The organism is Caballeronia sp. LZ032, from assembly GCF_031451315.1.
Classification (GTDB): domain Bacteria; phylum Pseudomonadota; class Gammaproteobacteria; order Burkholderiales; family Burkholderiaceae; genus Caballeronia.
In genome coordinates this window covers 216,263-235,546 of the sequence record NZ_JARUXP010000003.1, presented here as the reverse complement: position 1 = coordinate 235,546, position 19,284 = coordinate 216,263, and the positions used below count along the sequence as shown (strand labels likewise).

The window sequence follows — 19,284 nt, the reverse complement described above, 5'->3', positions numbered from 1 at the left end:
CGAATACCGCAGACGTTAACGCTCTTTACCACTCACGTCAATTTTTTTAACACCGTTTAACACGAATCGATCATCGCGCCGTACAATCGATGCACGGAGGGAACACCATGCACACACGCACACGCCGTCCCGTACTGGGATGCATCGCAGACGACTTCACCGGCGCCACTGACCTCGCCAGCACCCTCGTGCGCGGCGGCATGCGCACGATCCAGACCATCGGCGTGCCCGCATCCGCCGTGGCCGAAGACGTGGACGCGCTGGTGGTCGCGCTGAAATCGCGCACCATCGACGCGCAGGACGCCGTCGCGCAATCGCTCGCCGCGCTCGACTGGCTGCGCGCCCAAGGCTGCCGCCAGTTCTTCTTCAAGTACTGCTCGACCTTCGATTCCACCGACGCGGGCAATATCGGCCCGGTCGCCGAAGCGCTGCTCGGCGCACTCGCGGCCCAAGGCAGCGAAGACGACTTCGCCATCGCCTGCCCGGCTTTTCCGGAGAACGGGCGCACGGTGTATCGCGGGCATCTGTTCGTCGGCGATGCGCTGCTGAACGAGTCGGGCATGGAAAACCATCCGCTCACGCCGATGCGCGATCCCAACCTCGTGCGCGTGTTGCAGCGGCAGTCGCAATCAAAAGTGGGCTTGATCGGCAGCGCCACTGTTGCGGCCGGCGCCACGGCCGTGCGTGAAGCCATCGCGCGGCTGCGTGCGGACGGCGTGCGCCTCGCCATCGCCGACGCGCTCACCGACGCCGACCTGCGTACCCTCGGCGAAGCCTGCGCCGACCTGCCGCTCGTGACGGGCGGCTCGGGCGTCGCCATCGGGCTGCCGGAGAACTTCCGCCGCGCGGGGCTGATCGAACCGAACGAACAGGCCGCCGACCTGCCGTCCGTCAGCGGCCCGGCGCTCGTGCTGGCCGGCAGCGCGTCGAAGGCGACCAATGCGCAGGTGGCCGAATGGCAAGCCGCGCGTCCCGCTTTCCGCGTCGATCCGCGTTCACTCGCGCGCGGCGAGGCGGTGGTCGAAGCGGCACTCGCTTTCATCGACAGCCACGCCGGACAGCCGGTCCTGATCTACGCGACGGCCGCGCCCGAGGAAGTGGGCGAAGTGCAGCGCGAACTCGGCGTCGCGGCGGCAGGCAAGCTCGTGGAAGACGCGCTCGCGGCCATCGCGCGTGAAGCGAAAGCGCGCGGCGTGCGCAAGTTCGTGGTGGCGGGCGGCGAGACTTCGGGCGCGGTGGTGCAGGCGCTCGACGTCAACATGCTGCAGATCGGACCGCCGATCGATCCGGGCGTGCCCGTGACGGTCGCACTGGGCGAGACGCCGCTGGTGCTCGCGCTCAAGTCGGGCAATTTCGGCGCACGCGATTTCTTCGCGAAGGCGCTGCGTTATGCCGAGGGAAAACGTTCATGAGCAGCGCGATGATCAACACCGGCAGCGACGCGGCGCTGCGCGAGGAAATCTGCACGGTCGGCGCGAGTCTCTATGCGCGCGGCTACACGGTGGGCAGCGCGGGCAACATCAGCGCGCGCTGCGAGGACGGCTGGCTCATCACGCCGACCGACGCCTGCCTCGGCCGCATGGACCCCGCCGAGATCGCCAAGGTCGATGCGCAAGGCCAGCACGTCTCCGGCGGCCGGCCTTCGAAGACGCTGGAACTGCATCGGCGCATCTACGCGAACAACGCGGACACGCGCGGCGTCGTGCATACCCATTCCACTTCGCTCGTCGCGCTGACGCTCGCGGGCGTGTGGAGCGATGAAGACGTGTTGCCGCCCATCACGCCGTACTACGTGATGAAGGTCGGACATGTGCCGCTGGTGCGCTATCGGCGTCCGGGCGATCCGCAGGTGGCGGCTGAAATCGCGGCGCGTGCGGCTTCGGTGCGCGCCGTGCTGCTGGAGCGCCTCGGTCCGGTGGTATGGGAACGCAGCGTCTCGCACGCGTCCTGGGCGCTGGAAGAACTGGAAGAAACCGCGCGCCTGTGGCTCATGACCACGCCGCGTCCTGAACCGCTCGAACAATCCGCTATCGACGAGCTGTGCAGCACGTTCAACGTGCGCTGGTAGTTTTCCCGCGATGATGCGCATCATCGGCCAGCAGTTGCCGGTGATGCGCCTCGGTTTCCTCGTCGGCGGGGAACATGCATTCGAGGCGCAACTCCTGCGCCGCCACGCTCTGCGGCGTGCCCACCGTCGTGACGAGCGAGAAGTAGCGCAGCACGCGCGCACCGCGTGAAAACACCATCGGAATGACCGGCATGGCCGGCGCGCCCGGCGTCGCGGATGGCTCGTGATGCGTCCGCCAGTCCTGCGGCACGCCGGGATAGCCCAGCAGTTCATCCAGCAGCCGCATGGTGCCCGCGTCCAGCACGCGGCCCACTGACTCGCGCTGCACACGCTGCAGCAGACTGCGCGCGAGGTCTTCCCACTGCATCAGGTGCGGCCGCATGCCGTGCGGATCGAACATCAGATGCAGCATGTTGCGTGGCCCCTTGCGCGCGGCCATGTCGATGAAACAGCCGAAGAAGCGCGGCGCGGCGTCATTGGTCATCAGCACGTTCCAGTGCCGGTCCATCACGATGGCCGGAAACGGTTCGTGCTGGCGCACCACGCGTTCGAGCGCGCGGATCACGCCGTGCATCTCCTGCGCGCTCCAGGGCGCTTCCGAATACATCGGCGCATAGCCCGCTGCGAGCAGCAGCGCATTGCGCTCGCGCAGCGGCACGTCGAGGGTCTGGGCGAGCGTCAGCAGCGTGTCGCGGCCCGGCACGCTGCGTCCGCTTTCGATGAAGCTGATCTGCCGCTGCGAAATGCCTGCGTCCAGCGAAAGATCGAGCTGACTCACGCCGCGCACGTCGCGCCAGTAGCGCAGCAGGTCGCCGAGACCGGAGACCGGCGCCGGGCGGTCGGACCGCGTGTCGTTCATCGGATCTCCTGTTTTTGACGCCATGCGAAGGCTTCGAACTGCGGTTCGAGCGGCGGCTGCGTGACGCTGGCCGCGTAGTTCGTGATCGTCGATGCCGCCACTACCGCAATGACCTCCAGTATCTGCTCGTCGCTGAAGCCCGCTGCGAGAAAGCGTTCCTGGTCGTGCGCCGTGATCCGGCCACGCCTTTCGATCAGCGCGCGCGCCAGCCCTGACAGGGCCGCCAGCGTGGCGTCGCCGGGCAAGGCGCCGTGGCGGATGGCGTCGACATCGGCGGGCGGCACGCCTTCCTTCAGCGCGAGCGCCGTGTGAAACGCGACCGGCCATTCGCTGGCGTTCACCACGGCGTTGGTCAGCAGAAGCGTCTGGATCTGCGGCTCGGTCAGGCTGCTCGCATGCACGCGCTCGAACAGCCCGAGAAAGCCGTTGATCAATACCGGCGATGCCGCCATCGCTCCCGCGATGTTCGGAATCAGGCCGAAGCGTTGTTGCAGTTGCTCGAGCACGGGCCGCGATCGCACCGGTGCGGATGTTGTCGTGTGAATGATGTGGCTGGACATGAATCTCTCCTGTTGGCCAGCGCAGCCGGAATGGCCGCGCGATGACCACACAGTAGTGAGGCGGGCGCGGCGTGCCAATTACATCGCGTGTAATTACGGCGCAACAGATGTTCCGCGCGCAAACGTTTTCCTCCGACTTAAATCCTTGCTCTGCAGAAATTTCGTAACAAACCGTTTCCTCCAGTGAACGCTTAACTTACACTTGCGAACGATTCTCATTCGGAACGTTCCACGTTGCGTCGCCTTCACCCCTCCAGCCAGAAGATCCAGCACGTCATGTCTCATCGCCAAACCCAGGCGTCGAATTGCCGACGCACCGCCGTTTCCCGCGCCGTCCAGCATCTTTTCTTCGGTTTCATCGCCACCTCGGCAACAGCGGGCATCGCTCACGCGCAAAGCGCGGATGCCGCTTCGTCAGTTCAGCCGGCCTCCTTGCCCGCCGTCGTGGTGAAGGGCACGACCACCAGCGATCTGCCCGCGCCCTACGCCGGCGGCCAGGTGGCGCGAGGCGGCGGCATCGGCGTGTTGGGCACGTCGAACGTGATGGACCAGCCGTTCAACACGACCAACTACACCGAGCAATTCATCCAGGACACGCAGGCACGCACGATCGGCGATGTCGTCGTGAACAACGCGTCGGTGCGTACCGAGCAAAGCAGCGGCGGCTTCGGCGACGTGTTCGAGATTCGCGGCTTCGCGGTGCAGGCCACCGATGTCGCCTTGAACGGCCTCTACGGCATGGTCTCGGCGGCGCGCGTGCCGGTGAACCTGCTGGACCGCGTCGAAGTGCTGCAGGGTCCGGGTTCGCTGATGTACGGCATGGGACCGTCGGGCAGCGTCGGCGGCGCGATCAACATCGTCACCAAGCGTGCCGACGACACCCCGCTCACGCGTCTCACCGCGCTGTATCAATCGAAAGGACAGTTCGGTGTCGCAGCCGATGTGGGCCGGCGCTTCGGCGATGAAGGCCAGTTCGGCATTCGCGTGAACGGCCAGATCAAGGATGGGCAGACGAGCATCGCGCACGGCAATCAGCTGCAGGGCGACAGCGCCGTGGGCCTCGACTATCGCGGCAAGAACCTGCGCTGGTCGTTCGATGCCTACAACGTCTCCGAAAACACGGACGAACTCCGCTCGCAGATCGGCCTGGGCACGGCTACCGCGGTGCCGGCGGTGCCGTCGGGCTATGCGAACCTCTATCCCGGCTCGAAGCTCAAGCTGCGCGATTCGGCCGTCATGACGCGCCTCGAATACGACATCAACCCGCACGTGACCGTCTATGGCGCGGCGGGCGAACACTACGGCACGTCGGCGCAGAACTTCCCGGCGGCGAGCGGCATGACCAACGCGGGCAACTTCTCGGTTCGCAACGGCTACTACGACGCCTATAACCGCACGAAGACGATCGATGCGGGCCTGCGCTTCCACTTCGATACCTTCGGCGTGAAGCACACGCTGGTCACCGGCATCACGAGCCTGAACAAGGAAGATGGCTACTTCTACGCGCTCGGAACAGCCGCCCAGGCGGTGCCGTCGAGCCTGTACAACCCGACGCCGCTCCCGCCGATGACCACGCCGCGCGGCGACGCGCAACGCAGCGCGCAGTTGCGTCTGAACAGCCAGCAGGTCATCGACACGATGTCGTTGTTCAATGACCGTCTGCTGATCACGGGCGGCTTCCGCCGTCAGACCATCGGCCTCGACAACTACGATGTGTCGTCGGGCTCGCGCACCGGCACGATCGATCAGCAAGCGATCACGCCGCTCGCGGGTATCGTGTTCAAGCCGCTCAACAACATCTCGGTGTACGGCAACTTCACGTCGGGGCTGACCAACGGCGGCAGCGCGCCCGCCGGTGCGGTGAACGTGGGACAGGTCTTCGCGCCGTACAAGTCGAACCAGTACGAAGCGGGCGTGAAGGCGGACTGGGGACGCGTGATGACCTCGGTGTCGGTCTTCCAGATCTCGCAGCCGAATGGCGTGCTGAACCCGACGACGCTGGTCTACGGTTACGACGGCCGCACCAAGGTGCGCGGTCTCGAACTCGCGGCGTACGGCGAAGTGTTCCGCAACCTGCGCATGATGGCGAGCGCGACCTTCTACGATCCGAAGCTCGAAGGCACCGCTGGCGGCGCGAACGACGGCAACGATCCGGCCGGCGTGCCGAAGTTCGCCCTCAACCTGGGCGCCGACTATGATCTGCCGTGGGTGCCGGGCCTGAGTGTGAATGGCCGCATCATCCACACGGGTGCGCAGTACTACAACGCGACCAACACGCTGCGCCTGCCGTCGTGGACGCGCTATGACGCGGGCCTTCGCTACAGCACGCGCATTGCGAGCAAGGACGTGATCTTCCGCGCCAACATCGAGAACCTGTTCGGCAGCCGCTACTGGATCCAGCAAGGCACGTACATCACGAATGCCGCGCCGCGCACGGTGCTGTTGTCCGCCGAGTTCAACTTCTGACGCTTGCGTTGAGGCGTTTCGAGTGATGAATCAGGCCGGACCTGTACAAGGTCCGGCCTGTTCGCTTGCAAGGCCGCTTCGTTCAGAGCGATGAACGAGGCAGATAACCGCTCGGCCTGCGCCTGAGCCTGCGGCTCATCTTGAGCGCCAGCAACACCGGCTTCGAGATATGCGGACGCAGGATCGCGTGCTTGCGCACGTACTTCGGCACATACCATTCGGAACAGGTGCCTGCATAAAACAGCGCCGCGTCTCCGGCCCGCAGTGAACGCGGCGCCTGCCCCTCCGACGTGACGATCACTTCGCCTTCGATTACATAGATGGTTTCGTCGGCATCGAAATACCATCTGAAGCGGCCGGCCGTGCAATCCCAGACCCACGACGACGTGGTCGTGTCGCGGCTGCGCGACCACTGGCCGCTGCGTGCCACCGGATGTCCTTCGATGATCCACGCGGGATCGATCGGATCGGGCTTCAGCAGGACATCGTCCAGCCGGACGGCCTCGAAAACAGGAGTGTTCATGACTTTCCTTTACCGTGGCTGATGACCGATCATCAGCAGCGCTGAAAGAAGCGCGCGCGTGCGATTCGGTGACAGGGCGAACCTGCAAAGACTTCAGGCTGCCTCGCGTTGCAGTGACATCAGCGATACTGGCTCGTCCTGATGGGCTGTCTTACAAGACACCCATGAAATGAAAACGTTCATCGCGCAGATGCGATTCACGCCGTGCGAACATTTGCAATCCTCATTCCCGCACACGCGTTTTGCTAACCTCTGTCGGCAGATAGCGAGGATGTCGCACGAGTTATGTGCGCCAGCGCACATAACTCGAATTCTTCCGTCAAGTCATTGGAACAGCTCAGGCTGCAGCTCAGGCGAATGCTCGTCGTGAACCTGCACCGGCTTGCGCAGCGACAGTATTTCGTTGCGCACCACGGAGTCGGGATCGAAGCCGCCGGGATTGCGCTGGATCAGCCAGACGCGCCCGTGCGTCGCGAGCGCGGCCCTGACAATCTCGCGATCCTCAGGAATGATCCCGGGCGCGGCGACATTGCTCATGTACGGCCGCTTCAGTCCGATCGCGGGAAACGCCGAAGGCATGACGAGCACGTCTGGGAAGTCGCGATAATTTTTCGCGTAATACTGCACGGCCACGTCGACTTCATTCGGACTGACAATCAGCAGGTCGCCGCTGCGGCGATGATTCGCGACATCCGCCACGCTTGCGCGGAAGTCTTCCTGTACGCCGCGATACAGCTGCACCGCCTGCACGCCGGACAGCAGCAACAACAGGATGAGCACGCCGAGGCGAATGCGGTTGCGCGGCAACGCCCACACGATGCCGAGCGCCGTCAGGAACATGATGGGCGCGGCCATCCACTCGAACAGGCGGTCCATGAAGATGGGCCGTACGAGCACGCTATAAGCGACGATGAACACGAAGGGCAGCAGCAGGACGATCGCCACATGCACCGCCACGGCGCGGCAGGTGCGCCACAGGATCAGCCATGCCCCGGCACAGAGCAGCAACACGGGCAGCAGCGTGAGCCGCGCGCCGGCCGCCAGCGACCATGCCTTGAGGAAGTCGACCCATTCGAGCTTGACCCAGAACGACGACTGCACATACTTCGTTGCGGCAATCAGGAAGTGGACGTAAGGCGACCACAGCGCCAGCGCCACCAAGAATGGCGCCCCGATGATCAAGGCCGCCATGAGGCGGTTGCCGCGCGCCCAGCCGAGCGTCGCGACCAGCATGCCAAGCCCGACTGCAAAGGCAACGAGCACCGCCGTGTTGTGCGACCACAAGGTCCCGCATGCGGCAAGCGCAAGCACCACCAGCGCGGGCAGCAATCGTCCTCGTTGAGGTGCAGCATTGCCTTCTTCCGGTGCGCGGCTGTCGGTGAGTTCCCTCAGCACGATCACGGAACAGAGGATGGCAACGGTTGCCGCGAAGGCTTCGAACGCGTAGGGACGCGCCAGTTCGCCATAGAGGATGCTGCCCTTGTTGGCCGCGATGAGCAGCCCCGCGATGAGCCCCGCGCGCTCGATCACCGGACCCGCGCGCAACAGCCTGCCGCTCAAGGCGACGACCAGTACGGTGGCCGTGCTGATGATGACCGATGGCACACGCACCGAGAATTCGGAGTCGCCGAACCAGCCGATCCATATCTTGAGCAGCGAGTAGTACATCGGCGGATGAATCTCATACAGCGGGACGACGTGCCATAGCTCGTACCATGGCCGCGCAGCGAACCATACGCTGTAGGCCTCGTCCATTTGCAATGAGCGGCTGCCCAGCGTAATCAGACGCAAGGCAAGCGCAAGCAGCCCGATCGCGATACAGATGCCCCAGAAAGCACGGCCGGACAGCGGCCTGCTTCCACACAGTAAATCGTTTATGAACGTGCCGGCCTTGCCGGACGAAACGGGCATGGAAGCGTTCGGCGCAAGTTCAGGCGAACGCGGCGAGCTGGCGGAGGGTCTCTCCATCGAAACTCCCTGGATGACGTATTCATCAGTTCTGAGGCTGCCCACGTGTGTGTGGCGCGGCGAGACCGGAAGCAACAATCGGGCACGCGCTGAAACGTTTGCGCACCGGGTTTCATACGAAGAATTGCGATCCGCTGTTGTGCTGGCGTTGCGTGAAGCTTTGAAGATGCAGAGCGGCGGAACGGGTGCGGTCTGACTATGCGCAGACTAGCGCGCATATTGTGAAATTTACGGGCTCGATTGAAACGATGGACTGTGTCCCGCGCAGCCTCGGCGTGGATATCGAACTTTTACGGCAGACAGAAAAGCAATGCAAGGCACGTACGTTCATGTACCCCGCCACTACGCACGCCGAGGAAACGCAGTCCGCCATCCCAAACCTTCGAGTGTCGATACCCGCGGCCGATATTCACAACCGATCCAGCCATCATAGTCATGACCGCGAATGCACGCTGTCAGTTCCTTCCATGGCATGTCGCCGGAACCGGGTTCATGGCGACCCGGCACATCGGCGAACTGAACATGAGCGATATGTCGCGCGTGGAGCGCGAACTGCTCCACCACATCCTGTCCCATCATGCGGCAGTGATAGGCATCGAACAGCAGGCGCACATTCGATGCCCCGCTCTCTTCGATCATCTGGCTCGCATGATCGAGGTCACGCAGGAAGTAACCCCGCGCATCGGTCTGATTGAGGCATTCGAGCAATAGCGTGACGCCGCTGTCTTGCGCGGCATCGGACGCCCAGCGCAGGTTTTCACGAAACGTAGCGCCGGCCTGGTCGCGTGACACGTCTGCGGGAACGAGACCCGCCATCACATGAACGAGCGGACAGCGCAGTTCCGCCGCATAACGCAGCGCCCGCTGCACGCCCTCGCGAAAGCGCTCGCGTTCGCCAGGCATGCACGCGAAGCCATTGGCGCCTGGCTGGCCCGGCATGGCCGCCGGCGTATTGATGAGCACCTGTTCGAGGCCGGTCGCGGAAAGCTTCGCGCGGAGCGTGGCCGCATCGAATTCATACGGCGATGCGTACTCCACCGCGGCGAAGCCCGCCTTCGCCGCCGCCTCGAAGCGCTCGATGAAAGGCAGTTCAGTGAACAGCCACTTGAGGTTCGCGCAGAATCGCAAGGGCTCGGCTTCGCTCGCGACCGTCATCACGCCGCCTCGCGCAATGCGACGATCAGCTCGATCTCCACCGGCGCGCCATGCGGCAATTGCTGCACGCCGATCGCACTGCGCGCGTGCGCGCCGATGGTGCTGCCGAGTTCGTCGATGAACACGCGCGACGCGGCATCGATCACCTTGCCCTGCGCCGTGAACTCGCTCGTGCAGGCGACGAAGCCCGTCAGCTTGACGATGGCCGCGATGCGTTCACGCGAACCCAACGCGCGTTCGAGCGCGGCAAGACACGCGCGCGCCGAAAGCGCCGCAGCGGACTCGGCGTCTTCCAGGTTCACGGCATCGCCCACCCTGCCGCGGTACTTCAATTCGCCCTGTTCGCGCGGCAATTGCCCGCTGACGAACGCGAGCGTTCCTACTACCCTCACCGGCGTGAGCAGCGTGCTCGGCGCCTGTGCATTCGAAGCTGTCATGGCGTCGGCCCTCAATAGACAGAGCGTGAAAGATCGATGCCGAAGTACTGCTTCCAGATCGCGTTGAGCTTGCCGTTCTGCAGATTGCTCGCGACCCAGGAATCGAGCCATCCCTGCATGGCGGCGTCATCCTTCTTCAGGCCGATTGCCAGCGGATCTTCCGCCACCTGGAACTGATACTCGAAGTTGGCGTCCGGGCTGGCCTGCTTGACGGCGAGCGCATCCGCCAGCGCGGCCACAAAAATGCTCTGCTGGCCCGATGAAACCGCCGTGCGTTCCGTCGCTTCGTCGAGATAGCGCACGATGTTCACATCCTTGACGTTCTTGTCCTTGATGGCCGCGACGAGATCGAGGTCGGCGGTCGTGCCGCGCGCGGTCGCCACCGTCTTGCCGGACAGGCTCGTCACATCCTTGAGCGTGTTCTTGCCGGGCGCAACCACGAAGATCGGCTCGGTTGCGTAGGCGCGGCTGAAGCCGATGACCTTTTTGCGCTCGTCGGTCACGGAGAACGAAGCGATCACGATATCCGCCTTGCCCGTCAGCAGGAACGGAATGCGGTTGGGTCCGTTGACGGGCACGACATTGAGCTTTACGCCCAGGTCCTTGGCGATCAGGCGCGCGATATCGAGGTCGGTGCCGGTCTGCACGGCGTTCTTGTCGATCATGCCGTAGGGCGGATGCGTGAAGTCGATGCCCACGTTGATCGTGCCGCGCGACTTGATGTCCGAGAGCGTGTCCGCCCGAACCACGCCGGTCGTCACACATAAGGCCAGCGCAAGCGTCAACAGGCCTTTGAGGTTGCTTTTGAAGGTCATTTCATGTGCCTCTGGAAGAGAGATAAACAGGAACTACAAGCCGTTGCCGACGAAACACTGAAGCTCGGTCGAACGGGGCGAAGCAAGCATCTCCGCGCCGCCCTGCTCCCAGATCACGCCGTCGTTCATGAAGACCACCTTGCGCGCCACCGAGCGCGCGAAGGCCATTTCGTGCGTGACGATCAGCATCGTCATGCCGTCGTGCGCCAGCCGCTCCATCACGCGCAGCACTTCGCCGGTCAGTTCCGGATCGAGGGCCGAGGTCACTTCGTCGAAAAGCATCACCGCGGGCTGCATGGCAAGCGACCGTGCAATGGCCACGCGCTGCTGCTGACCGCCCGACAGTTCATGCGGATACGCCGCCCCGCGCGCGCCGAGTCCTACCTGGTCCAGCACGTGCGCCGCCAGTTCGTTCGCTTCCGCGCGTCCGGTCCGCCTGACCTTGAGCGGTGCGAGCGTGATGTTCTGCTGCACGGTCAGATGCGGAAACAGGTTGTAGCTCTGGAACACGATGCCGACATCGAGCCGCAACGCGCGCAGATCCACCTCGGCAGCGTCGAGCCGGTGTCCGCAGACTTCGAGCGAGCCGCCGCTGATGCGCTCGAGACCGTTCACACAGCGCAGCGCCGTGCTCTTGCCTGAACCGGAGCGGCCGATCAGCGCGATCACCTCGCCGCGCTGCACGTCTAGATCGATGCCCTTCAACACTTCCGTCGAGCCGTACGCCTTGCGCACGCCGCGGAAACTGACCATGGTGTTCATTGTGTGGAGTCTCCCGTGGAGCGCGCGCCGAAGCGGCCGGCACGCTCCAGATGCACGCTGATGCGCGCGACCGGATAACAGAGCAGGAAATACACGCCGGCCGCGAGCGTGAAGATGAGGAACGGTTCGAACGTGGTGTTGTTGACCATGCGCGACGAATAAGTCAGCTCACCCATGCCGATCACCACTGCATACGACGTGTTCTTGATGAGCGATACGATGAAGCCGACCGTCGGCGGCACCGAGATGCGCAATGCCTGCGGCAGGATCACATAGCGCATGCGCTGCAGGTACGAGAGCGCCAGCGATTCGCCCGCCTCCCATTGCGTCGCGGGCACGGCGAGAATCGCGCCTTTCCAGATCTCCGCGAGATAGGCACCGGCGTTGATGGCGAGCGCGATCGAGGCCGCGATCACCGGCAGCACATCGAAGCCGAAGAGCCCGATGCCGAAGTACGCGACGAACATCGCCACCGGCAAGGGAATGCCCTGCAGCATGTGCACGTAAGCGCGGCTCAGCGCCAGCGCCACGCCGCGCGACGACACCAGCATCAGCGCCACCGGCAGACCGATCAACGCGCCGCCCAGCGCGCCCGCGACCGACAGTTCCAGCGTGGAGAGCGCGCCCTTCAGCATGAAGGCCAGTTGCGCATCGGTGAGATTGAAGAAGCTCATGAGCGTGCTCCCCGCGCGCCGGTCATGCGCAGGCGCGGGAACAGCGCACCGCCTGCCGCGAGCAGCAGCCAGCGCAGTGCGCTCGCCAGCGCGAGATAGGCGACGGCGATGACGACATACGCCTCGAAGCCTCGAAAGGTGATGGACTGGATGAGATCGGCGACGCCCGTCAGTTCTTCCGCCGATATCTGCGACATGATCGACGTGGCCAGCAACATGAGAATGAACTGGCTCACCAGCGCGGGATACATCTTCTCGATGGCCTGCGGAATCTCGACGTGCCACAGCACCTGGCGGCGCGACATCGCCAGACAAGAGGCCGCTTCGATCTGCCCGTGCGGCACGGCTTCCAGTCCTGCGCGCATGATCTCGGCGGTATAGGCGCTGACGTTGACGACGAGCGCGACGATGGCCGCGCCGAACGCCGGAACATGCAGACGGATCGCGGCCAGTCCGAAGAAGATCCAGAACACCTGCAGCACGAGCGGTGTATTGCGGATGACTTCCACATAGGCGCGGATCGCGCGTGAAACGGCCGCGCTTCCGTGCAGACGCCCGACAGCCATCACGATGCCGAGCACGAAGCCGGGCAAGGTGGCGATCAGCGTCATGCGGATCGTGAGCCAGACGCCGTAGAGCAGATCGCGCCAGTACTCGTGCAGGAAACTGAAGTCGAAGTGATAGTTCATGATGAACGCTCCGATGAAGATCGGTCGAGACATTCGAGGCCGTGGCGGACATAGGCGCTGCGGGCAAGCGGCGCATCCAGCCAGTTCAACAGGGCTTCGGCTTCCGGACGCCGCGTCGCGTTCGCGAACGCTGCGATGGAGAAGCGGGTATGGGACTGGACCTCGTCGGGCAACGGGCCGGCTATCCGGATGCCCTTCACGATCGCCAGTTCACTCAGCTGCTGGATGGCCAGGTCCGCTTCGCCGCGCACGATGCATTCGCCCGTCAAGCCTTTCGGGATCACGGTCGCCTTTGCATTGATGCGTTCCGCGATGCCCATGCGTTCCAGCAAGTCCGCGAAGTACACGCCGCTTGCGCCGGTGCGCGAGTACGCCACGGAACGCGCGTCGAGCAGCGCATGACGAAGATCGCCGGCCGTGGCAAGCGGCGGCAGCGGCGCGTCGTGCGCCACCGCCACGCCGATGCCCGTGCGCACGATCTGCCGCGCGCCATGCGGGCTCAACACCCCTTGCGCAATCAGGTCGTCGATGCACGCGCTCACCGCGATCATCACGTCCGCGCGTTCGCCCTGCGCGATGCGCTGGATGAGGACATTCGTCGGGTCGAAGACAGGCTCCACGTTCGAGCCGAATTGCGCTTCGAACGCCGGCAGCACTTCTTCAGCCAGCGCACCCTGCACGGCCAGCGTGCTCATCAGCACGAGCGGCGTTCGAGAACGAGTCGGGTTCGTCATGTCGATATCTCCCCTACAGTCCGAGACGGCTTCTGAGTCGCCGCACCGCGCTTTCCGGCGCAGCAAACACCGGCACGCGAACCGCCGCGCTGACCCGCTCCAGCGCGCGCGACGTCGAGAAATGCGCGAGCAACACGGCGTCGTAGCCTTCGAGCTTCGCGGCCTCAAGCGCCACGAGTTCGTTGTGCGCGTCCGCATCGCCGGCACGCAGACGCGTCATTGCATCAGCGACGACGAAGGCGTCCAGCGTCGCCTCCACGCCGAGCCGCGCGGCCTCCTCCGCGAACTCGGCCTGCATCGTCGGCAACGCGGGCGCGAACGTGGCGAGCATCGCGAACCGGCGTCCGCATGCGAGCGCATCCTGGAACATTGCGTCGTTCGGCTTGCAGACCGGCACCGGCAACGCGCGGTCCGCAGCCTCGATGGCCGGCCCGAACGCCGAACACGTCGCGAGGATTGCATCGGCGCCGGTAGCATGGGCGTAGCGCACCAGATCGACGAAGCGCTGCGCGAGCGCCGGCGTCAACTCCTCGGACTGCGCGCGGGCGGTGGTCAGGCCGTCGTCGAGCAGGTTCGACAGGCGCGCTTCCGGCCACATCGAAGCGAACGCCCGCACGACCGGTTCGATCGCCACCGGCGTGGCATGCAGCAGGACAATGGACGGGTCGGGTCGCATGAGCGTTGCCTCAGACCGGGACGCCCGACGCCGCGCCGCGCGCGACCAGCGCGCTGATGCCGTCGATGATCGCCACGTGATCCTCCAGCGGCAGGCGGTCGATCGTCATCTGCAACTGCCCGAGACGGTCCACACGGCTGTCGTCGATGGCCTGTCCGATCTGCACCGCGGCCTCCAGCACCTGATGTTCGAAGGCGCCGTTGAAGTGCGTCAGCAGGCGCGTAGCGAGTTCGGGCCGCAAGCCCGCGATCGCGCCCAGCAGTCCATAGGCGCCCCAGTTGGCGACACCCGACACGATCAGATAGTCCGCCGGGGTGCGCGCGGCGATCAGCGGCCCGTTCGGAATGTCCTGCTCGACGATCTCCTTCGGCAACACGCCCATGCCGATCTCGTTGCCGCCGTCGCCGATGCCGATGGTCTTCCACGGCGCGGTCCAGCCTTCATCGGTGAAGAGATAGTCGAGCGCGGCGGTGTCGTCGGAGATGTCCCATCCGTGCTCGCGATGCGCGCGTCCGTCCGAGCCGAGCGCGCAGCGTTCGATGGCGACCAGATGCGTGAGCGGATGCTCCGCCGCTTCGAGCCGCGCGCGGAGATCACGCACGGCCGAATCGTCGACCGCCACGACTTCCAGGCCCACCTTGCCCGGCAGCACTTTCGTCACGGCCCATGCGGCTTTGGCGCAGGGCGCGTCGGTGATGACCGTCACGCGAATGCCCGCTTCCACGAGACCCGCGGCCAGTTGCGCCATGCCGTTGAGTCCGTCGGTTTCCGGCGAGGGCGGCTCGGCATGGCGCACGAAGAATCCGCACACGATGCCGACATGCGGCGAGGCATGCGTTGCGATGGACTCGGCCGCGCGGGCGAGGTTGCCCCTGGCGAATGCCACGAGACGGCTGATGTCGCGCCGGACCTTTTGTCCGACGAGCGTTTCGATGCCTTCAATGGTTTCTGTCATGCGATGTCCCTGTCCTTCGAGTCGTGGAAGCGGCGTTCAAGCGCACCTCGAAGGCCGCTCCGAAGCACCGTTGGAGCAAACATAGCACGCTAATATACGTGGCGTATACTTTTCAAAATAACGTACTTCTGGCTCGCTCGAAGGCTTTCATGACGCGGATTCCGGGTCGATACGGAATTTCTATATACTTGCCGTATATGTAAATTCCGACGATTTGTCGCAGGAGAGCAGGTTCATGCCCAGAACACGTGCCGCAACGGCGAAGAGCGCGCGTAAGACCACCATGCGAAAGAAGGGTGAAGAGAAGGTGCAGGCTTTGCCGGAAGACGCCGTCGACGGCGCGGCGGGAGAAGCGTCGATGAGCCAGACCGATGCCGCGGTGAACGCCATCCGGTCCCGCATCATCGACTTGTCGATTCCGCCGGGCAGCCGTATCGACGAACCGATGCTGCTCAACGACTTCATGCTCGGCCGCACGCCCGCGCGGGAGGCGGTCAACCGGCTGGTGGCGGAAGGCTTCGTGAATATCCTGCCGAATCGCGGCGGGACCTTTGTGCGCAAGCTGGACTTCGAGGAGATCGGCGAGATTCTGGTCGCGCATCAACTGGCGGAGAACATCCTCGCGCAACTGATGCGGTTCGAACCGGGACTGGCCGACGACCTGTCAGCCATCCAGGCGCAGTATGTGAAGCAGGTGGAAGCGCGCGCGTTCCTCAACATCACCGCGCTGAACGAGCGCTTTCACATGCGGATGAATCAGGCCGTGCGCAACGGCTTCTTCTATGAGTTCGCGCAATCGACGCACCGTCATGTCAGGCGGCTGCTGGTGCATCTCTACAAGATGGAAGCCGAAGCGACGCCCGACGAACAGAACGCACAGTTCGATCTGAACCTGCGCGAACACGAGCAGATCATCGATATCGTGAAACGCAAGGATCGCGCGGCCCTGGTGCAGTATCTCCCTGCGCATGCGCGAGCGACGCAGGATCGCTTCCTGCATCTGCTTGAAAGCCGCAACGCGCCGCACTTCGAGCTGGATATGAAGACGCCCGATTAGCGATCGCCTCGTCAGGCGCCGGCAGCGGACGTTACTGCGCCGCTTCCGCCTGCGCGCGTTCGAGATCCGCGTGGGCGTCATCGACCTTTCTCTGACGCTCGGCGATTTTCTTCGCGCTCTTGCCGTCCGCTTTCGCCTCGCGCAAATCGCGCTCGCGTTCGGCCAGCTTCTGCTGAGCCTGCGTCACCTTGCGTTGTGCCTGGTCTTTGAGCAAGGCATCGGTGCAATTCGCGTTCATTTGCGCGAGCGCAGTTTCCAGTCCATCGACGCGCTGCTTGTTGCCATGCGCCTGGGCATAGGCAATCTCCTGCTCCAGTGAACGGCGCTTGGCGTCGCAGCCGCCTGCCTGCGCGTGGCACACCACAGGAAGGAGGGCGATGCCGAATGCAATGGCCTTGATGGTCGTGTTCACGAAAGGGCTCCAGTCAACGGGTTCGACTGATACTACGTCGAAACGCGGTTACGAGTCTGCTGTTCCACTGCGCCCTGCCGGCTCTCGATCACGCCGCGCGTGCGCTGTGAAATCCGCGCGGCCGCCTCCTTGACCGATTCGACGATGCGCTCCAGGTTCACGAACTCCAGACGCTGCGTGGGCACGATCACCGCAAGCGCGGCGACCGCCTCGCCCGAATCGTCCGTGAACAGCGGCGAGCCCACTGCCGACACGCCGGTCTCCAGTTCGTCCCTCGACAAATAGAAGCCTGCCCGGCGAATCTTGAGCAGCGCGCCGCGAAACGCGTCGAGCGAATCGCCGAGGCCGCTTTGCGCGATGTCTTCGGCGTAGTGCTCGAACAGCGCCGCGAGCTTGGCCTTGGGAAAGGTCGACAGGATGGCCTTCGACGCCGCGCCCAGGAACAGCGGGCGCGGACGCCCGCGGCCGTAGCGGAGATCCAGCGAGGCATCGTGCGTTTCCCGATGCGTGTCCACGAGTTCGTTCCCGTACCAGCGCGACATCACAATGTCGAAACCGGTGTGCTCGCTCAACTCGTGCATGACCGGCTGACCCGCCGCCAGCAGCGGATCCGACATGCGCAAGTGATAGTCGAGCTTGATGATGCGCGGACCCAGGCCATAGTCGCCTCCCGCGAACCGCACGAGCAGGCCTGCATCGACGAGCTCGCGGACATAACGGTACGCGGTTGGAATCGAGCAATCGAGTTCCGCCCCGACGTCTTCCGCCGACAGAAACGGCCTGGCTTCCGAAAACAGTTCGAGGATGGATAAGAGTCTGGTGATGCTCGACATCTGGACAAGGGATCCCGTGGACGTGAATGGATTATAGCGAGCGCTGCCTTCGTCCCTGCCCCTGCGCGCCGCGCCTTCACACCAGTCCCATGCGCTTCGCCATCTCGGCCTGCCAGACACTGCGCGGACGAAAGCCCGGCAGCGTCTGTGCGTGACGCTCGACTTCCGCCATCAGTTTGGCATCCGGCAGGCTGAAGTCGACCGGCACGCGCATGGGCTGGTCGACATACCACGGCGTGTCGATGAACAACTCCAGGCGGTTGCCCTCGGGATCGCGCGCGTAGATCGACACCGCGTTTCCGTGCGTCACCGGATGAATGTCTTCGAGCGCTTCCTCCTTGAACCGGCGATGAAACCGCCTGAGCGTGGCGAGGCTGTCCGCCTCCAGCGAAATCTGGTTGATCGGATTGAACGCGAGATGCGCAGGCCGTCCGCTCGCGAGAACGATCTGGTGATGCACCGCCGGGTCGCGGCTCAGGAACACCAGCCGCACTTCGCCGTTCGGTGTCTGCAACGTGCCGCGATCGGTCACGGTGAACTCCAGCACGCGCGCATAAAAGTCTTCGAGACGTGCCAGATCATTCACGTAAAAGCCCATGTGGCTCAGTGAAAGTCCCGGCCGCTTCTGCTTGATCCCATCCATCTTCGTCTCCAGTAGTGATAAACCCTTAAGAAAAATACGTTGTCTCGCTTGGTAAATCCAGTTTATTCTCAAAATACGATAATTGCACAAGTTTTTTTCGACAAGCCCAGCAGCTTAGCCAACCTCTTTATCACTGGAGCATCAATGAAACTCGTCAGCTTCTCGACCTTGCAGGGTTCCTCGTTCGGCATCGTGCGGGACAAGGGCGTCTTCGATCTGGGCGCGCGTCTCGGCGGACGCTTCGCCGACCTCAAGGCGCTGCTTGCCGCCGACGCACTGAGCGAGGCGGCGCGCGCCGCGCAGGACGGTGCGCCTGACTACACGCTCTCTGACGTGAGCCTGCTGCCCGTCATTCCCAATCCGCAGCAAATCTTCTGCGTGGGCCTGAACTACGCCGAGCACGTGCGGGAAACGAATCGCGAGACCACCGAACAGCCGGTGATCTTCATGCGCCTGCCGGCCTCACAGGTTGGACACGGACAACCGATGCTGCGTCCGCCCGAGTCGCAGCAGTTCGACTACGAAGGCGAGATTGCAGTGATCATCGGACGCGGTGGACGGCGCATCGCCGCAGCGGACGCGTGGCATCACATCGCGGGCTATGCCTGCTACAACGACGGTTCGGTGCGCGACTGGCAGCGCCACACCACGCAATGGGGACCGGGCAAGAACTTCTACCGCACCGGCGCTTTCGGCCCGTGGATGGTCACGAGCGACGAGCTTGGCCCCGACACCTTGATGACGCTCGTCACCCGCCTGAACGGACAGGAAGTTCAGCGCGCGACCACCGACATGCTGATTCACGGCATCGCAAAACAGATTGCCTATCTCTCGACCTTCACGCCGCTCTTTCCCGGCGATGTGATCGTGACCGGCACGCCGGGCGGCGTCGGCGCGAAGCGGACTCCGCCGCTTTTCATGAAACCGGGCGATGTCGTGGAAGTGGAAGTGGACCGCATCGGCGTGCTGTCCAATCCGGTCGCGGACGAAGCGTAAAT

22 protein-coding genes are annotated in these 19,284 nt (G+C 64.1%); 6 read left to right on the top strand and 16 right to left on the bottom strand.

Features of this window, described 5'->3' with window-relative positions; all coding sequences use genetic code 11:
• The first annotated feature begins 107 nt into the window (after positions 1-107).
• Together otnK and QCE69_RS22520 are read left to right on the top strand one after the other, a co-directional pair.
• Positions 108-1,412, top strand: coding sequence for a 3-oxo-tetronate kinase (gene otnK / locus QCE69_RS22525; protein WP_309923311.1), 1,305 nt, complete (start codon positions 108-110; stop codon positions 1,410-1,412).
• Complete coding sequence (locus QCE69_RS22520) at positions 1,409-2,068, top strand: aldolase (protein ID WP_309923309.1); 660 nt, start codon at positions 1,409-1,411, stop codon at positions 2,066-2,068. The genes otnK and QCE69_RS22520 overlap by 4 nt, the downstream gene beginning before the upstream one ends.
• On the opposite strand, the gene QCE69_RS22515 is transcribed toward QCE69_RS22520, so the two are convergent.
• Positions 2,052-2,927 carry a helix-turn-helix transcriptional regulator gene (locus QCE69_RS22515; protein ID WP_309933093.1) on the bottom strand — a complete coding sequence of 292 codons (876 nt, stop codon included), beginning with the start codon at positions 2,925-2,927 and terminating at the stop codon, positions 2,052-2,054. The genes QCE69_RS22520 and QCE69_RS22515 overlap by 17 nt on opposite strands.
• Positions 2,924-3,487, bottom strand: a complete 564-nt coding sequence (locus tag QCE69_RS22510; RefSeq protein WP_309933091.1) for a carboxymuconolactone decarboxylase family protein — start codon at positions 3,485-3,487, stop codon at positions 2,924-2,926. Before QCE69_RS22510 ends, QCE69_RS22515 begins: the two co-directional genes overlap by 4 nt.
• A 276-nt stretch (positions 3,488-3,763) precedes the next feature.
• Here QCE69_RS22510 and QCE69_RS22505 point away from each other — a divergent pair, with 276 nt between their 5' ends.
• Positions 3,764-5,953, top strand: a complete 2,190-nt coding sequence (locus tag QCE69_RS22505; RefSeq protein WP_309933089.1) for a TonB-dependent siderophore receptor — start codon at positions 3,764-3,766, stop codon at positions 5,951-5,953.
• 82 nt (positions 5,954-6,035) lie between these two features.
• Here QCE69_RS22505 and QCE69_RS22500 read toward each other — a convergent pair whose 3' ends face one another.
• Positions 6,036-6,476, bottom strand: coding sequence for a cupin domain-containing protein (locus QCE69_RS22500; RefSeq protein WP_309818434.1), 441 nt, complete (start codon positions 6,474-6,476; stop codon positions 6,036-6,038).
• 324 nt (positions 6,477-6,800) lie between these two features.
• Entirely contained in the window at positions 6,801-8,387 is a 1,587-nt protein-coding gene (locus tag QCE69_RS22495) for a hypothetical protein (protein ID WP_309933087.1), read from the bottom strand.
• On the opposite strand from QCE69_RS22495, the gene QCE69_RS22490 reads away from it, so the two are divergent.
• Positions 8,386-8,640, top strand: a complete 255-nt coding sequence (locus QCE69_RS22490; protein ID WP_309933084.1) for a hypothetical protein — start codon at positions 8,386-8,388, stop codon at positions 8,638-8,640. The two genes, QCE69_RS22495 and QCE69_RS22490, sit on opposite strands and share 2 nt — an antisense overlap.
• Positions 8,641-8,786: 146 nt before the next feature.
• Here the strand turns inward: QCE69_RS22490 and QCE69_RS22485 are convergent, their stop codons facing one another.
• From QCE69_RS22485 to QCE69_RS22445, 9 genes are read right to left on the bottom strand one after another with little or no spacing between them, the layout of a single operon-like run.
• Positions 8,787-9,599: a TIM barrel protein gene (locus QCE69_RS22485; protein WP_309933082.1), complete on the bottom strand. Its 813-nt coding sequence runs from the start codon at positions 9,597-9,599 to the stop codon at positions 8,787-8,789.
• A complete protein-coding gene (locus tag QCE69_RS22480) occupies positions 9,599-10,036 on the bottom strand; it encodes a RidA family protein (RefSeq protein ID WP_309933080.1) in 438 nt (145 codons plus the stop codon). The genes QCE69_RS22485 and QCE69_RS22480 overlap by 1 nt, the downstream gene beginning before the upstream one ends.
• An 11-nt stretch (positions 10,037-10,047) precedes the next feature.
• Complete coding sequence (locus QCE69_RS22475; protein WP_309933079.1) at positions 10,048-10,851, bottom strand: transporter substrate-binding domain-containing protein; 804 nt, start codon at positions 10,849-10,851, stop codon at positions 10,048-10,050.
• A gap of 33 nt (positions 10,852-10,884) precedes the next feature.
• Positions 10,885-11,613 carry an amino acid ABC transporter ATP-binding protein gene (locus tag QCE69_RS22470; RefSeq protein ID WP_309923290.1) on the bottom strand — a complete coding sequence of 243 codons (729 nt, stop codon included), beginning with the start codon at positions 11,611-11,613 and terminating at the stop codon, positions 10,885-10,887.
• Positions 11,610-12,287: an amino acid ABC transporter permease gene (locus QCE69_RS22465; protein ID WP_309923288.1), complete on the bottom strand. Its 678-nt coding sequence runs from the start codon at positions 12,285-12,287 to the stop codon at positions 11,610-11,612. The genes QCE69_RS22470 and QCE69_RS22465 overlap by 4 nt, the downstream gene beginning before the upstream one ends.
• Entirely contained in the window at positions 12,284-12,976 is a 693-nt protein-coding gene (locus tag QCE69_RS22460; RefSeq protein WP_309933077.1) for an amino acid ABC transporter permease, read from the bottom strand. The genes QCE69_RS22465 and QCE69_RS22460 overlap by 4 nt, the downstream gene beginning before the upstream one ends.
• Positions 12,973-13,710, bottom strand: a complete 738-nt coding sequence (locus QCE69_RS22455; RefSeq protein ID WP_309933076.1) for a substrate-binding domain-containing protein — start codon at positions 13,708-13,710, stop codon at positions 12,973-12,975. The genes QCE69_RS22460 and QCE69_RS22455 overlap by 4 nt, the downstream gene beginning before the upstream one ends.
• Before the next feature lie 13 nt (positions 13,711-13,723).
• On the bottom strand, positions 13,724-14,386 hold the full coding sequence (locus QCE69_RS22450) for an aspartate/glutamate racemase family protein (RefSeq protein WP_309933075.1): 663 nt from the start codon (positions 14,384-14,386) through the stop codon (positions 13,724-13,726).
• A 10-nt stretch (positions 14,387-14,396) separates the two neighbouring features.
• Entirely contained in the window at positions 14,397-15,341 is a 945-nt protein-coding gene (locus QCE69_RS22445; RefSeq protein ID WP_309933074.1) for a glutamate cyclase domain-containing protein, read from the bottom strand.
• Between the two features lie 235 nt (positions 15,342-15,576).
• On the opposite strand from QCE69_RS22445, the gene QCE69_RS22440 reads away from it, so the two are divergent.
• Positions 15,577-16,398, top strand: coding sequence for a GntR family transcriptional regulator (locus QCE69_RS22440; RefSeq protein WP_309933072.1), 822 nt, complete (start codon positions 15,577-15,579; stop codon positions 16,396-16,398).
• Between the two features lie 31 nt (positions 16,399-16,429).
• Here QCE69_RS22440 and QCE69_RS22435 read toward each other — a convergent pair whose 3' ends face one another.
• From QCE69_RS22435 to QCE69_RS22425, 3 genes are all read right to left on the bottom strand, one after another.
• A complete protein-coding gene (locus tag QCE69_RS22435) occupies positions 16,430-16,810 on the bottom strand; it encodes a DUF1090 domain-containing protein (protein WP_309923277.1) in 381 nt (126 codons plus the stop codon).
• Between the two features lie 32 nt (positions 16,811-16,842).
• Positions 16,843-17,643, bottom strand: a complete 801-nt coding sequence (locus QCE69_RS22430; RefSeq protein WP_309933070.1) for an IclR family transcriptional regulator — start codon at positions 17,641-17,643, stop codon at positions 16,843-16,845.
• Positions 17,644-17,719: 76 nt separating this feature from the next.
• On the bottom strand, positions 17,720-18,286 hold the full coding sequence (locus QCE69_RS22425) for a VOC family protein (protein ID WP_309933069.1): 567 nt from the start codon (positions 18,284-18,286) through the stop codon (positions 17,720-17,722).
• A 144-nt stretch (positions 18,287-18,430) separates the two neighbouring features.
• Between QCE69_RS22425 and QCE69_RS22420 the strand changes: the two genes are divergently transcribed.
• Positions 18,431-19,282 carry a fumarylacetoacetate hydrolase family protein gene (locus tag QCE69_RS22420; RefSeq protein ID WP_309933068.1) on the top strand — a complete coding sequence of 284 codons (852 nt, stop codon included), beginning with the start codon at positions 18,431-18,433 and terminating at the stop codon, positions 19,280-19,282.
• Positions 19,283-19,284: the final 2 nt, after the last annotated feature.

Coding starts and splice junctions, on each gene's coding strand:
- otnK (WP_309923311.1), top strand. CDS start 108: ATGCACACACGCACACGCCGTCCCGTACTGGGATGCATCGCAGACGAC.
- QCE69_RS22520 (WP_309923309.1), top strand. CDS start 1,409: ATGAGCAGCGCGATGATCAACACCGGCAGCGACGCGGCGCTGCGCGAG.
- QCE69_RS22515 (WP_309933093.1), bottom strand. CDS start 2,927: ATGAACGACACGCGGTCCGACCGCCCGGCGCCGGTCTCCGGTCTCGGC.
- QCE69_RS22510 (WP_309933091.1), bottom strand. CDS start 3,487: ATGTCCAGCCACATCATTCACACGACAACATCCGCACCGGTGCGATCG.
- QCE69_RS22505 (WP_309933089.1), top strand. CDS start 3,764: ATGTCTCATCGCCAAACCCAGGCGTCGAATTGCCGACGCACCGCCGTT.
- QCE69_RS22500 (WP_309818434.1), bottom strand. CDS start 6,476: ATGAACACTCCTGTTTTCGAGGCCGTCCGGCTGGACGATGTCCTGCTG.
- QCE69_RS22490 (WP_309933084.1), top strand. CDS start 8,386: ATGGAAGCGTTCGGCGCAAGTTCAGGCGAACGCGGCGAGCTGGCGGAG.
- QCE69_RS22495 (WP_309933087.1), bottom strand. CDS start 8,387: ATGCCCGTTTCGTCCGGCAAGGCCGGCACGTTCATAAACGATTTACTG.
- QCE69_RS22485 (WP_309933082.1), bottom strand. CDS start 9,599: ATGACGGTCGCGAGCGAAGCCGAGCCCTTGCGATTCTGCGCGAACCTC.
- QCE69_RS22480 (WP_309933080.1), bottom strand. CDS start 10,036: ATGACAGCTTCGAATGCACAGGCGCCGAGCACGCTGCTCACGCCGGTG.
- QCE69_RS22475 (WP_309933079.1), bottom strand. CDS start 10,851: ATGACCTTCAAAAGCAACCTCAAAGGCCTGTTGACGCTTGCGCTGGCC.
- QCE69_RS22470 (WP_309923290.1), bottom strand. CDS start 11,613: ATGAACACCATGGTCAGTTTCCGCGGCGTGCGCAAGGCGTACGGCTCG.
- QCE69_RS22465 (WP_309923288.1), bottom strand. CDS start 12,287: ATGAGCTTCTTCAATCTCACCGATGCGCAACTGGCCTTCATGCTGAAG.
- QCE69_RS22460 (WP_309933077.1), bottom strand. CDS start 12,976: ATGAACTATCACTTCGACTTCAGTTTCCTGCACGAGTACTGGCGCGAT.
- QCE69_RS22455 (WP_309933076.1), bottom strand. CDS start 13,710: ATGACGAACCCGACTCGTTCTCGAACGCCGCTCGTGCTGATGAGCACG.
- QCE69_RS22450 (WP_309933075.1), bottom strand. CDS start 14,386: ATGCGACCCGACCCGTCCATTGTCCTGCTGCATGCCACGCCGGTGGCG.
- QCE69_RS22445 (WP_309933074.1), bottom strand. CDS start 15,341: ATGACAGAAACCATTGAAGGCATCGAAACGCTCGTCGGACAAAAGGTC.
- QCE69_RS22440 (WP_309933072.1), top strand. CDS start 15,577: ATGCCCAGAACACGTGCCGCAACGGCGAAGAGCGCGCGTAAGACCACC.
- QCE69_RS22430 (WP_309933070.1), bottom strand. CDS start 17,643: ATGTCGAGCATCACCAGACTCTTATCCATCCTCGAACTGTTTTCGGAA.
- QCE69_RS22425 (WP_309933069.1), bottom strand. CDS start 18,286: ATGGATGGGATCAAGCAGAAGCGGCCGGGACTTTCACTGAGCCACATG.
- QCE69_RS22420 (WP_309933068.1), top strand. CDS start 18,431: ATGAAACTCGTCAGCTTCTCGACCTTGCAGGGTTCCTCGTTCGGCATC.